Annotated in this window: 10 protein-coding genes and 1 tRNA gene; 7 read left to right on the forward strand and 4 right to left on the reverse strand. The window is 64.6% G+C overall.

Features of this window, described 5'->3' with window-relative positions; translation table 11 throughout:
* The first annotated feature begins 47 nt into the window (after positions 1–47).
* Positions 48–1,778 carry a flavodoxin domain-containing protein gene (locus BMON_RS02650; RefSeq protein ID WP_033513056.1) on the forward strand — a complete coding sequence of 577 codons (1,731 nt, stop codon included), beginning with the start codon at positions 48–50 and terminating at the stop codon, positions 1,776–1,778.
* 24 nt (positions 1,779–1,802) lie between these two features.
* On the opposite strand, the gene BMON_RS02655 is transcribed toward BMON_RS02650, so the two are convergent.
* Positions 1,803–2,504 carry an MgtC/SapB family protein gene (locus BMON_RS02655; protein WP_033513055.1) on the reverse strand — a complete coding sequence of 234 codons (702 nt, stop codon included), beginning with the start codon at positions 2,502–2,504 and terminating at the stop codon, positions 1,803–1,805.
* Positions 2,505–2,848: 344 nt separating this feature from the next.
* Here BMON_RS02655 and BMON_RS02660 point away from each other — a divergent pair, with 344 nt between their 5' ends.
* Positions 2,849–4,018, forward strand: coding sequence for a hypothetical protein (locus BMON_RS02660; protein WP_033513053.1), 1,170 nt, complete (start codon positions 2,849–2,851; stop codon positions 4,016–4,018).
* A 317-nt stretch (positions 4,019–4,335) separates the two neighbouring features.
* Here BMON_RS02660 and BMON_RS02665 read toward each other — a convergent pair.
* Both BMON_RS02665 and BMON_RS02670 read right to left on the reverse strand, forming a co-directional pair.
* A tRNA-Lys gene (locus tag BMON_RS02665) sits at positions 4,336–4,408 on the reverse strand.
* A 205-nt stretch (positions 4,409–4,613) separates the two neighbouring features.
* Positions 4,614–4,883 carry a mycoredoxin gene (locus BMON_RS02670; protein ID WP_033513052.1) on the reverse strand — a complete coding sequence of 90 codons (270 nt, stop codon included), beginning with the start codon at positions 4,881–4,883 and terminating at the stop codon, positions 4,614–4,616.
* A gap of 276 nt (positions 4,884–5,159) precedes the next feature.
* Between BMON_RS02670 and BMON_RS02675 the strand changes: the two genes are divergently transcribed.
* On the forward strand, positions 5,160–6,668 hold the full coding sequence (locus BMON_RS02675; RefSeq protein WP_033513122.1) for a C69 family dipeptidase: 1,509 nt from the start codon (positions 5,160–5,162) through the stop codon (positions 6,666–6,668).
* Here BMON_RS02675 and BMON_RS02680 read toward each other — a convergent pair.
* Positions 6,649–7,584, reverse strand: coding sequence for a TetR/AcrR family transcriptional regulator (locus tag BMON_RS02680; protein ID WP_237745300.1), 936 nt, complete (start codon positions 7,582–7,584; stop codon positions 6,649–6,651). The two genes, BMON_RS02675 and BMON_RS02680, sit on opposite strands and share 20 nt — an antisense overlap.
* Positions 7,585–7,700: 116 nt before the next feature.
* Between BMON_RS02680 and ftsY the strand changes: the two genes are divergently transcribed.
* The 4 genes from ftsY (at position 7,701) to BMON_RS02700 (ending at position 12,768) form a co-directional block, all read left to right on the forward strand.
* Entirely contained in the window at positions 7,701–8,999 is a 1,299-nt protein-coding gene (gene ftsY / locus BMON_RS02685; RefSeq protein ID WP_033513051.1) for a signal recognition particle-docking protein FtsY, read from the forward strand.
* A 176-nt stretch (positions 9,000–9,175) separates the two neighbouring features.
* Entirely contained in the window at positions 9,176–10,459 is a 1,284-nt protein-coding gene (locus BMON_RS02690; protein ID WP_033513050.1) for an ammonium transporter, read from the forward strand.
* 1 nt (position 10,460) lies between these two features.
* Positions 10,461–10,799, forward strand: coding sequence for a P-II family nitrogen regulator (locus BMON_RS02695; RefSeq protein ID WP_033513048.1), 339 nt, complete (start codon positions 10,461–10,463; stop codon positions 10,797–10,799).
* Between the two features lie 136 nt (positions 10,800–10,935).
* Positions 10,936–12,768 carry a [protein-PII] uridylyltransferase family protein gene (locus BMON_RS02700; protein ID WP_033513046.1) on the forward strand — a complete coding sequence of 611 codons (1,833 nt, stop codon included), beginning with the start codon at positions 10,936–10,938 and terminating at the stop codon, positions 12,766–12,768.
* Positions 12,769–12,793 lie beyond the last annotated feature (25 nt).

The following is a 12,793-nucleotide window of genomic DNA, read 5'->3' on the forward strand; positions in this document are numbered from 1 at the left end:
GAGCCTCAAGTCATTGAGTCATAGACCTTAGATGAGGAGTGTTCATCATGTTGCTGTCGCGTCGTATCACCGTGCTGTCCGCCTCGGAGACGGGGAACTCCCGGGAGGTGGCCGAGTGGCTGCGTGACGCCCTCGAACCGCTGTGTGACACGGTGCGGTTGGTGGACGCCTTCGACTATCCGGCGTCGTCGCTTCCCGATGAGGACCTGCTGTTTATGGTCACGTCGACGCAAGGGGAGGGCGAGCCCCCCATGGAAGCCGAGGAGTTGTATGACGACGTCATGGGTGAGGCGGCGCCGCGCATGGATGGTGTGGAATTCGCCGTCCTGGGATTGGGCGACAGCGCGTACGGGGTGAATTTCAACCGCATGGCCCGGTGGTTCGATGCGAGGTACGCCGAATTGGGTGCGCACAGGCTCATGCCTCACCGGGAATGCGATCTCGACTACGAGGCCACGGCCGAGCGGTGGATCGGGGATGTCGTCGCCGCCCTCGGGGCGAAGCCGGGGGAGTCCTCGCAAGTGTCGGGGAATGTAGTGTCGCCGGGTGCCTCGGAGGACGCCTATACGTTGGTCGGGCGCACCTTGCTGAGTTCGCCCGACTGCGCCAAGCAGGTGTACCGGATACGTCTCGCGGCTGCTCACGCGATCGAGTATGAGCCCGGCGACATGATGGCGGTGCGCTACCGCAATGACGATGAGACGGTGCGACGGGTCCTCGACGCCGCGTTTCGGGGAGCCAATGACGCCGGTTCAGACGTCGTCACCCGTAATGGAACTCGTGATGCTACCTGTGAAGCCGCCACCCGCGACGCTGCCCGCAATGCGGATCCTGCGCTGTTCGACAAGCTGGCTGAGGCACTGCGAGACCGTGACATCACCAACACCTCGCCGTCCCTGATCGCCCGCTATGCGTCGATCTCGGGCAACGAAACCGTACGCGCCGCGGTGGGGGACCCGCTGTTCCTGGAACGGTATGCGTGCGCCAACCCTCCGGAGGCCCTGTTCCATGATTTTCCGGGGACGGCGACGATGGCCGACGCCCTTGACATCTTCACCGGTTCCAGCCGGCGCCTGTACTCCATATCCAACGCACAGCCGACTCCGGTGGCCGGTGACAACTGCGGCGGCGATCAGGGTGTGACCGTGGCCGAGGTCTGGCCTGATGTCGGGGCTGAGGGCGCGCACCTTGTCGATCTGACGGTGACCCGGGTCACGCATGAATTGGACGGGCGTACCCTGGTCGGCGCCTGCACCGGGTATCTCACCGGCCTGCCCATCGGCTCCCGGATCAGCGCCGACATCGTATCCAACCCCCGATTCCACTTCCCGACGGATCGGATGGCCGATGTCATCATGATCGCCCTCGGATCGGCGATCGCGCCATATCGGGCCTTCCTGCAGCAACGCGCCTACGATCACGCATCGGGGCGTGCCTGGCTCATGGTCGGCAACCGCCATCCGAGGCAGGATGCCCTGTATCGCGAGGAACTGCGGCGGTGCCGCGATACGGGCCTGCTGACCCGTCTCGATGTCGCCTGGTCGCGCGACGAGCAGGACCCGCAGCATGTGCAGGATCTCATCACCGCTGCGGCATCGGATCTATGGCGGTGGATCGAATCCGGGGCGAGCGTCTTCATCTGCGGCCACGGCGGGACGGCCGTCGCGTCCATCATGGCCGCCGTGTCGGCGGTCGTCGAGGACCAGGGCCATATGTCCTCGGACGAGGCGCACCGGTATATGGCCGATCTCGAACGCAGCGGCCGGCTGCGGCACTGACGTGGGCGTCGAGCGGGGCCGCGCTTACTCCTCGTTCGGCGGCAGCGTCTCCACGTCCTTCATGCCGGAGATGGCGATGAGGGATGACAGCAGCTCGGTGGTCACCGGTCCCCGCACGCGCACTCCCACAGCCACCATGGTCCGGGCGTCAACGTCGACGTTACGGGATGAGAATACCTGTGCCGTGAGGCCTGCCCGGGCCATCTCCACCAGCGCCGCACGCAACGAACCCTTGCCGTTCTCGTACACCAGGCGAATCGTCTCAAATCGATGTCGGCGCGTCACACGGTAGGTGAGGGGCGCGATCACCAGTACGACCAGGAAGTACATCACCGTGACCACGAGGCTCACCGCCAGCATGTTCGCCGCCGCGGCCACGCCGATCGCTGATGCGACCCAGATGCCCGCCGCGGTGGTCACTCCGCGCACGTTATCGCGCTGGATGAAGATGACCCCGGCGCCGATGAAGCCGATCCCCGACACCACCTGGGCGGCGACCCGCGATGCGTCCCAGCTCACGCCGAGTCCGGCAACCGCCCGATAGCCGTAGAACGACACCACGGTGAACAGCCAGCTGCCCAGACCGACCAACACGTTGGTGCGGATGCCGGCATCCTTGTCGTGGAATTCTCGTTCGAACCCGATGAGGCCGCAGAGCAGCACGGTCGTCGTCAGCGACAGCAATTGCTGCCATGTGGGAATGCCGAAAGTGGGAATGCCGCTCATGTGGTGCTCCTCTCGGCCGTGTGCCGGCGTCGTGTCTCGGTGGTCGGTGATGCGGTGGTGTCGGTGACGATATGGTCGTCGGCAATACCACTATCCACGATACGCTTGCGCAGGTGGGTCGGGGCGCGGCCTCGCCCCCGTTGTCCCACTCCACGTGCCGCGCCGCGTTTTCCGGTATTATGGATACCAACGTTGATCGGGCACCGAAGCCCGTTCGACCCCGTATCGCGTTGATGGCCACGTCGTGTGTCACGACGCTGAACCGGCGGGAGGAGTGGCGATGAAGCCCCCACGAGTGATCGTGCAGCATCAAATTCATCACCATATTCCAGCAACGACCGAAGATGCTGGCCCAGATTCTCCAGCCGGCGCCATTGGACAGCTGGATCAGCCCGCCGCTGTGGTGGGAGAACTTCGTGCCCGCATGCGTGCCGATGTTCCTCTTCCTGAGCGGGTACTTCGGCCTCGGGCGGGCCATGCGCGACAATGATTGGAGCAAATCCATCAGCAATTTCTGGAAGAACATCTGGTATTGGATCCGCTGGGTGCTGCTGTTCTCGATACTGGTGGTGCTCGCACCGGGGCTGTGGCCCACCGAGCGGCCGTTCGCCGGCAAATCGCTGGGAGACAGTCTGCTCCATCTGCTGCGTAGCCTGATCACGCCGCAGAACGGTACCATCACCGACAATATCGGTCCCGCCTTCTTCTTCGTCGGGTTCGCATGGGTCGCGTTCTTCGCCGCACTGTTCCGTCCGTTCTTCGCCACCGCAAGCATGAAGGCCATCCGTATCATGACCGCGGTGATCGTCGGATATGCCACGCTCGTCCCGTTCATGAATTTCTTCAGCACCGACGTGCTGGCGGCCGACCCGAAATCCATGCTGGGCGCCTTCCTCGCCGTGTCGCCCTTGACGACGCTGCACTTCACCTGGTTCAACTTCTGGCTCGCCATGTATGTGCTCGGCGGATGGTTCGCGCGCGACGTGCAGGTGCAGCGGGTTCTGAGGGATATGGGCTGGTGGCTGGTCATCGTCATCGCGTTGGCCGGGTTCGCGCTCGAGGCCGTGCTCGGGCATGAGTACGGCCTCGTCTATTGGGCCACGACCGGGCATATGCCGGTGGTGATGTATGAGACGGGCGGATACCTGCCGATGATGATCCCTTACGTCATCATCTCGTTCAAACTCAACGACGTCATCAAGCCCGAGTCGCGACTGGGTCGATTCGTCCTGCGGGTCTCCCCGACGACTCTCGGTACCATCCTCGTCGGCTGGTGCTTCGGCACGCTGCTCGTCAGGGGTGTATTCGCCGGGGCGTTCACCTCGTTGTGGGAGACCCTGTACCCGATCGGCGGTTCGCCCATACCGTTCTCGCTGGTCTGGTTCGTCATCTGCACGCTGTGGTTCGCTCTCATCACGGTGGTGGTCCTGCTGATGGCGAAGATCCCCTTCGTCCGCTCGCTGGTCACGTTCACCGATATGAGACTGCGCCCGAAGCGCAAGGTTTCGGCCTGACCCCGAACGCTCGGGACGGTGATGTCGACCCGGCGTCACCGTAGCCGTGTACTGAATAGTCCCATGGTGCGGGTCGCGCGATTCGTATCGCGCGACCCGCACCATGTCTGACCCCTTGGCGATGTGCGCTGCTGTCATACGGTCAAACGAGATGCCCGGATCATGGGTGATCGCGGATTGTTAGCGCCATTCGAGACCAGCCGGCGAACGGATCCGGTGCATGGGTACCTGCAACGAAGCTGTCGGGCATCTGCGGAAATATGTGTATCGAATATTCGGCCGTTCATACGAAAACGGCTGAAAATCAAGGGAAATCGTGCCCCCCGTCGGACTCGAACCGACAACCCACGACTTAAAAGGACGCTGCTCTAACCATTGAGCCAGAGGGGCAACAGAAGAACATTATACAAGATGGCGAGACGTTGCGCTGCCGCATAGCGCCGCGTTTCCCGGGCGTGATTCCGCGGAATCGAAATACCTGCCACATCCGTTGACGGGTGATGTCGAATACGCGAGGACACCAAGCCAAGGTGGGCGGTCAGTGTTGGCGGTCTGTGCAGGCAGTCATTGCGGCATCGGGTGATTGGCGATCCGACTACTTGGCGAGCTGGCCGAGCTCCACGAGTTTGGCCTGCAGATCGTTCGCGGACGGTTCGACCTGGAAGGATCCGTCGCCGAACTGGACGACCGGAATGTGCTTCTGGCCGCTGATCGAGACGGCCTTGTCGGCCGCGCCGTCCTCCTGCTCGATGTCGTGCCAATGGTACGGGGCACCGAAGCGGTCAAGCGCCGCCTTCGCGCGTTTGCAGTCGCCGCACCAGTCGGCTCCGTACATTTCGATGGTCGCATCGGTTTCGCTGCTCATGCATGCCTCCACATATCGCTGTATCGTTGGTGGCCGTGGTTCGCGGCCATCCGTATGTCGCAGCCAATCTACAACATCGTCGCAAGGCGCACCACGTTCAGCTCTGAGCACGTGCCCGAACACGAGTTTGAGCACTTGGCCGTGGGGGTGGATCCGTGGATCACGGTCGGGCGGGAGGCTCGGATGGAAGGGTCGGGCGGAAGTGCCGGGAACGACCGTGAACCGACGTCGCCCCGTGCGCCGTTTCGTTCGAGCGGGTCGCATACCATGGTGGCCATGTCTTGCACCACCATTCTGATCGGAAAATCGGCAACCTACGACGGGTCGACCATCATCGCCCGCAATGACGACAGCGGCCACGGCAAATACGACCCCAAGCGATTCATCGCCGTCGACCCCGCGGACCAGCCGCGGCACTACCGCAGCGTCCTGAGCCATGTCGCCATCGAACTGCCCGACGACCCCTGCCGGTACACCATCGCGCCGAACGTCCTGAACAACCGGGGCATACTGGCCGAGGCGGGAATCAGCGTGCGCAACGTGGCGATGACCGCGACCGAGACGATAGCCGTGAACGAGCGCGTCCTCGCCGCCGACCCCATGGTCGAGTTCCGGCCGGCATCCGGCGACCCGCACTCGCCCGAATACGTCCCCGAACAACCCGGCGGCATCGGCGAGGAGGATCTCATCACCTTGGTGCTGCCCTACGTCTCGAGCGCGCGCGAGGCCGTCGAACGGCTGGGCGCCCTGCTCGAACGGTACGGCACCTACGAGGCCAACGGTGTGGGTATCAGCGATGTAGATGAGGTCTGGTACGTCGAGACGATCGGCGGCCACCACTGGATTGCACGTCGGGTGCCGGACGATTGCTATGCGGCGATCCCCAACCAGTTGGGGCTGGATGATTTCGATCTCGAGGATGCGCTGGGCGATCGGCGTGAGCACATGTGCAGCGCCGATCTGCGCGAATGGGTGGTCGCCCGCCATCTCGACCGCAGCATGGACCGGCGGCCGGAGCATACGCGGCACCTCAATCCGCGCAAGATGTTCGGCACCGCCACGTCCAAGGACCACATCTACAACACGCCGCGTGCCTGGTATATGCAGCGCACGCTCAACCCCGGCGAGGACTGGGATTCACCCCAGGCCCGGTATACGCCGATCTCCGAGGACATTCCCTGGTGTCGCCGTCCCGAAGAGCGGATCACCATCGGTGACATCGATTTCCTTATGAGCTCGCATTACGAGGACACCCCTTACGACACCTATGGCACCCGGGGCACCGAGGAATCACGCCGACGCTTCCGTCCGATCGGCATCAACCGCAACGGTCATCTCGGCATCCTGCAGCTCCGGCCTTACGAGCCGGAGTCGAACCGCGCGCTCATCTGGCTGTCATACGGTTCCAACCCCTTCACGTCGGTGGCGCCGTTCTACGCCAATGTGCGTACCACACCGGAGTACCTGAGCAACACGAGTGGCGAGGTGACCACGAATTCGCTGTATTGGGCGAATCGCATCATCGCGGCGATCGCCGATCCCCACTTCACCGAGAACTCCGATGCCGTCGAGCATTTCCGGGAGCACGTCCTGTCCTATGGGGATCGTCTCGTGGCGCAAACGGACGCCGTCTCGCGCCGGGACGAACATGTGCCCGACCTGCTCGAACAGTCCAACGAGATGATGGCCGACTATCTGCGTTCGCAGACCAATCAGCTGCTCTCCCAGGTGCTCTACACGTCGAGCAATCTCATGAGGAACGCCTTCACGATGTCCGACCGGTGATGTCGCCGGCGTCGGACCCGGTATCGGATCCGGTATCGCCGGTCGCGTCGCCGTTGGTATCGCCGGTCGCGGTACTGGTCGCGTCGTCGGTCGGGCCCTCGTCGTGTGAGGAGGTGCCTGCATCCGTGTGCGAATCCGTGTCCGCATTGGCCCCGTCGACCGCGGTCGTGTCGGTGACGGGCGACGGCGCTTCTGCGGTGTCGGCATCAGGCTTGGCTGCGGCAGCCTGAGATTCGGCGGCGGCAGCGGCCTTGGCCTCCTTCGCGAGGCGTCGTTCCTCGGCCTTTCTGGCCTTGGCGCTCTCGAAGCGTAGTTCGGGCTTCGCCTGGAGCCGCGACAGTCCGTACCAGGCGAGGTTCACGATATGCGCCGCCAGCTGCTCCTTGCTCACCTTGCGGCGGTCGGCCCAGTATTGGCCGGTGAACACCGTGAGCCCGACGAGCATCTGTGCGTAGTACGGCACGCCTTTGAGCGGCAGGTGCTGCGACTTGAAGGTCTGGGTGAGGATTTCCTCGACGCGCATGCTCACGTCGCCCAGCAATGAACTGAAGGACCCGGACGGGTCGGTGGTGGGGGAGTCCCTGACGAGGACGTGGAAGCCTTCCGCGTGCTCCTCGATATAGGTCAGCAGGGCCAACGCCGTACGTTCGACGATGCGCCGGGGGTGGGCGCCGGGATCCGACAGCGCGCTGGTCAGCGCCTCGTTGAGCGAGCGCATCTCGCGGTCCACGACCACGGCGTACAAGCCTTCCTTCCCGCCGAAATGCTCGTAGACGATGGGTTTGCTCACCTTGGCCGCGGCCGCGATCGCCTCGACGCTGACCGCCTCGAAACCCTCCGTGGCGAAGAGGGAACGGCCGATGGCGATGAGTTGCTCGCGGCGCTGGTACGAGGTCATCCTTGAAGTGCTGGACATGGCTCCAGTCTCCCACGGGCCGGCAACTTCGCCGACGGTGGCGCATGGTGGGGGTACGTCCAACGGGATGCAGCCGGGGCACGGGCGCTGTCCGTTGAAAACCATAGGCTTGTGGTATGGATACTTCATTGATGCTCAGCGTCGTGATCGCGGTCGTGGCGGTCATCGCCGTGGTGGCCGGTCTGTTGATCTGGCGGTCGCGCCGGCGGCGTAACGATGCGCTCGCGACGAAATCCGCTGTTACCCGGCAAGACGGTGGCGCCGTTGGCGGTACCGGCAGCCAGGATGGCCGGTCGACGGCCACGGCGGCCGCCGCATCGCAGGCCGAACAGGCCGAACAGGCTGAACGGGCCGGATCCGCGCCGCAGTCGACCGGCGTGCAACAGTCCGCACCGTCCGCTGACTTGTCCTCTGGCCCTGCTGGGACTGTGCAGAAGGCGACCGAGGCCACCCAGCCCACCGGGCCGTCGACGGAACAGCCCGAATCCTCGGATTCGCGTCTCGTCAGGCTCAAGGCGAGGCTCTCCCAGAGCTCCAACGCCTTCGGCCGTGCGCTGTTCTCGATCCTGGCCAAGGACCAACTGTCGGAGTCGGACTGGGAGGATGTCGAAGACACGCTGCTGCTCGCCGATGTGGGTGCGCAGGCGAGCGAGGAGCTGGTGGACGAGTTGCGCAACGATGCGCGCATCACCGGCACCGCTGACCCCGCCCAGGTCAAGGAGGCCCTGCGTGCGAAACTGCTCGCCCTCGTCGGGACCGGCGCCGACGTCGACCGCCGGCTCAACGCCGACAAGCCCTATGCGCATAAGCCTGGGGTCATCATCATGGTCGGCGTCAACGGCACCGGCAAGACGACCACCGCGGGCAAGCTCGCCAGGTTGTTCGTGGCGGAAGGCAAATCCGTCATGATGGGGGCGGCCGACACCTTCCGCGCCGCCGCCGCCGATCAGCTCGAAACATGGGGCGCCAAGGTCGCGGTGCCCGTCGTGCGCTCTGACAAGGACGGGGCCGATCCCGCCTCCGTCGCCTTCGAAGCCGCCCAGCGGGCCAAGGACGAGCATGCCGACGTGCTCATCATCGACACCGCGGGACGGTTGCAGAACAAGGCGAATCTCATGGACGAGCTGGGCAAGATCCGGCGCGTGACCGAGAAGGTCCTACCGGTGGACGAGGTGCTGCTGGTGCTCGACGCCACGACCGGGCAGAACGGCATGGCCCAGGCCAAGGTCTTCGCCGAGGCGATCGGTCTGACCGGTGTGGTGCTCTCCAAGCTCGACGGTTCCGCCAAGGGCGGCATCGTCATCTCGGTGCAGAAGGAACTGGGCGTCCCCGTCAAGCTCGTGGGGCTGGGCGAGGGGCCCGATGACCTCGCGCCCTTCGACGCCGCCGGTTTCATCGATGGCATCCTGGCGTGAGCAGCCGCAGCTGTGGGCGCCCGGCCGAGGTGTTACATCCCCGTAACCTGACGTAACCTGAAGAAAACGCCGCAGGCGTTCGATAACGGTGTTGGCTCCACATGGTGGAGCGGCATCATGGATGATCCGGTCGCCGCATATGCGGGGATCGGGAGAGAGTAGAGAAGGAGGTAGGCATGGATACGGGAAATGCAGCATGGATGCTCACATCCGCGTCGCTGGTATTTCTGATGACGCCCGGCGTGGCGTTCTTCTATGGCGGCATGGTGAGGGCCAAGGCCATCCTGAACATGCTCATGCTGTCCGCCGGTGCGCTAGCCGTCACCGCGGTCGTATGGACGTTCTGGGGTTGGTCGATCGCCTATGCCGGCAATGACATCGGCGGGATTTTCGGCGATCCCGCGACCGGGTTCCTGCTGAAGGACTCAATCAAGGTATCGGACGGCGTATTCACCGCCGCCAAGACCACGGGCGCCTATCCCGGCAGCATCGATGTGGCCTTCCAGACCACGTTCGCCATGATCACCGTCGCGTTGATCAGCGGCGCGTTGGCCGAGCGCATCAAATACAGCACGTGGATGGTCTTCGTCGCATTGTGGATCACCTTCGACTACGCCCCCATGGCCCATATGGTGTGGAACAACGGTCTGCTGTCCGGCAAGGGCGCGATCTCCCAGGCCATCGGCGCCGTCGCCCACGATTTCGCAGGTGGCACGGTGGTGCATATCAATGCCGCAGTCGCGGCTCTCGTGATCGTACTGATCATCGGCAAGCGCAAGGGCTTCGGCAAGCAGCCCATCCGGCCGCATAATGTGCCCTTCGTCATGCTCGGCGCCTTCCTCCTGTGGTTCGGCTGGTTCGGCTTCAACGCCGGTTCCGCCTTCGGTGCCAACGGCACCGCCGGATACGCCTGGGTGAGCACCACCGCGGCGACCGGTGCGGCCATGCTCTTCTGGGGCTTCACCGAGAAGATTCGCAACGGTCACTTCACTGCCATGGGCGCCGCCTCCGGCATGGTGGCTGGCCTCGTCGCCATCACCCCGGCCGCCGATGTGGTCTCGCCGCTGTGGGCCATGGTCCTCGGCGCGATCGCCGGTGTGCTCACCTGCCTCGCCTGCGGCTTGAAGTTCAAGCTTGGTTACGATGATTCGCTCGACGTCGTCGGCGTCCACGGCGTCGGCGGTCTGACCGGTACCCTGCTCATCGGCTTCTTCGGCGAGGGCACGGGTCTGCTCGCCGGTGGCAACTGGCGTCAGCTCGCGGTGCAGGCGTGCATCGCCCTCATCGCGATTCTCTACTCCGGCGTCATCACGGCGATCATCGCCTTCGCGTTGGAGAAGACTATGGGATGGCGCGTCACCCCGGCCCAGGAGGTCGGCGGAGTCGACCTGGCCGACCAGGGCGAGAGCGCCTACGATTTCGCTGGCACGGCCAGCGCCGTTCTGAAGGAGTTGAGGTGAGATGAAGCTTATAACTGCGATTGTTCAGCCGCATAAGCTCGATGACGTCAAGACGGCGCTGTCCGCCGCAGGCGTGCATGGTCTGACGGTCTCCGAGGCCAATGGGTACGGTCGCCAGCGCGGCCACACTGAGGTCTACCGCGGAGCCGAGTATACGGTCGATCTCATTCCGAAGATCCGAGTCGAGGTCCTGGCGGATGACGCCGACGCCGAGACGTTGGTCTCCGTCATCGTCAAGGCCGCGCAAAGCGGCACCATCGGCGACGGCAAGGTGTGGGTCACCCCGCTCGACTCGGTGACGCGCGTGCGCACCGGCGAGACCGGGTCGGCGGCCATCTGACCGCGACACCATCCGCGTGACGCGGACGATATCGGGTGGCCCATGGACGTTCGGTCCATGGGCCACCCTCGTTATATATGGTCTCTCTGGTCCCGGGTGGATCCCGGGATGTGTTCGGGGATGAGGAAGGCGCATCATGAGCACTGCGGTCGATGGTCTGCAGCAACGGTTCCTCGAAATCAGCGAGCCGGACACCGATGGCGTGTACCGTGACGGCCCGCAACGGCGCGCTCGACGCACCGACCTGGCCGTGCGTGCTCTGCGCGAGTTGTGGACCCAGGCATGCGAGGACGTCCCCTTCGATGTGCCGCGCGAGGGCATCGGTCTGGCCGCGGTCGGCTCTCTGGCGCGCGGTCAGATCGGCCCCTGCTCCGATCTCGACCTGGTGATCGTCCACGATGTGCACATCCTCGATCAGGAGCAGCTCGCCGCCTTCGCGTCGAAGCTCTGGTATCCGTTGTGGGATTGCGGCCTCGGCCTCGACCAATCCGTGCGCACCCGTCAGCAGTGCGAAGACATCACCGACAAGGATCTGCCGGCGGTCGTCGGATGGCTTGACATGACGCCCATAGCCGGGGATGTCGATTACCTCGCCGGCACGGCCACCGAGATACTCGCCCGTTGGCGCAAGGCGGCCCGCCAGCGGCTGCCCGAACTGCTCGGATCGGCGTCCGAACGGTTGGAACGTTCGGGTCGGCTGGCATACCTCAACCAACCCGACGTCAAGGAGTCTCGCGGCGGCTTGCGCGACACCACCCTCATCTCGGCGTTGGCCGCGTCCTGGCTGGCGGATCGACCGCACGGACGGTACGACCAGGCGGTGGAACGGTTGCTCGACATACGCGACTGCCTCCATCTGGCGGCGCGCAAGGACACGGACATACTGCTCGCCGCGTATCAGCCCCGCGTCGCGGCGTTGCTCGGATTGGACGACCCGACGTTGCCCCGCAACGAGCGCGACGTCAAGGCCATCGACGATCTGCAGACCATGCTCGCCCGGCTTGGCCGCGCCATCGCCTTCTCCTGGGAGTCCACCGCCGCCCGCGCCTCCCACACCCTCACCCATGACAAGCCGCGCTTCGCCTTCTTCCAGGTCTTCACACCGCGGTTCGGGGGCAGGCGAGAGGCCCCGACCTTCGAGATACTGGCCCCCGGCGTCGCACAGCATGAGCGTGAGGTGGTGCTCGCGCCTTCCGTGAAGCCGGAGACCGATGCCGAGCTGCCGTTGCGCGTCGCGGTCGCTGCAGCCGAATACGGTCTTCCCATCAACGCGTTGACCTTGCGCAATCTGGGGCGCTGTCCGATCACCGATCGCGATTGGAGCGCCTCGATGCGGGCGCTACTCATCAGGCTGTTGGCCTCTGGGTCGGCGTTGACCGATGTGTGGGAGGAATTGGACTCCGTCGACATCCCCGGGCGGTGGATTCCCGAATGGCTGGCGATTCGCAATCGGCCATCGGCCTCCTCGGCACACCGGTTCACCATCGACCGTCATATGATCGAGGTCGTTTCACGGTTGGGACGACGGAGTCAGCACGGTCATGGCTACGATGACGAGGAATATGCGATCCTCCTGCTGGCGGGTCTGCTGCACGACATCGGCAAGCGGCCCGGAGTCGATGATCACGCCCGAGAAGGCGCGCGCCATGTGCCCGTCATCCTTGAACGGATGGGGTTTGCGCCTCGGGTGGTCGATCGGGTCGCGCTGTTGGTGCGTGAGCATCTGTCCCTGTCCCGTCTGGCCGGCACCTGCGATCCGAACGATATCGCAAGTGCGGGCAAACTGGCGGCTCGGCTCGACCATGATCCGGTGCTGCTCGACATGCTGCTCGACCTGACGAAAGCCGACGGGTCATCGCTCGGTGCCACGGCGGGCGAGACGATCACCAAGCATTATGGGTGGTCGCAATGGCGCGAACGGTTGGTCGTCACCATGGCGGATACGGTGCGAGCCGCCATGCGGCGATAGCTGCGTACTGCAGCCGTTGAACCCG

This window comes from Bifidobacterium mongoliense DSM 21395 (assembly GCF_000741285.1).
Taxonomy (GTDB): Bacteria; Actinomycetota; Actinomycetes; order Actinomycetales; family Bifidobacteriaceae; genus Bifidobacterium; species Bifidobacterium mongoliense.

Coding starts and splice junctions, on each gene's coding strand:
- BMON_RS02650 (WP_033513056.1), top strand. CDS start 48: ATGTTGCTGTCGCGTCGTATCACCGTGCTGTCCGCCTCGGAGACGGGG.
- BMON_RS02655 (WP_033513055.1), bottom strand. CDS start 2,504: ATGAGCGGCATTCCCACTTTCGGCATTCCCACATGGCAGCAATTGCTG.
- BMON_RS02660 (WP_033513053.1), top strand. CDS start 2,849: ATGCTGGCCCAGATTCTCCAGCCGGCGCCATTGGACAGCTGGATCAGC.
- BMON_RS02670 (WP_033513052.1), bottom strand. CDS start 4,883: ATGAGCAGCGAAACCGATGCGACCATCGAAATGTACGGAGCCGACTGG.
- BMON_RS02675 (WP_033513122.1), top strand. CDS start 5,160: ATGTCTTGCACCACCATTCTGATCGGAAAATCGGCAACCTACGACGGG.
- BMON_RS02680 (WP_237745300.1), bottom strand. CDS start 7,584: ATGTCCAGCACTTCAAGGATGACCTCGTACCAGCGCCGCGAGCAACTC.
- ftsY (WP_033513051.1), top strand. CDS start 7,701: ATGGATACTTCATTGATGCTCAGCGTCGTGATCGCGGTCGTGGCGGTC.
- BMON_RS02690 (WP_033513050.1), top strand. CDS start 9,176: ATGGATACGGGAAATGCAGCATGGATGCTCACATCCGCGTCGCTGGTA.
- BMON_RS02695 (WP_033513048.1), top strand. CDS start 10,461: ATGAAGCTTATAACTGCGATTGTTCAGCCGCATAAGCTCGATGACGTC.
- BMON_RS02700 (WP_033513046.1), top strand. CDS start 10,936: ATGAGCACTGCGGTCGATGGTCTGCAGCAACGGTTCCTCGAAATCAGC.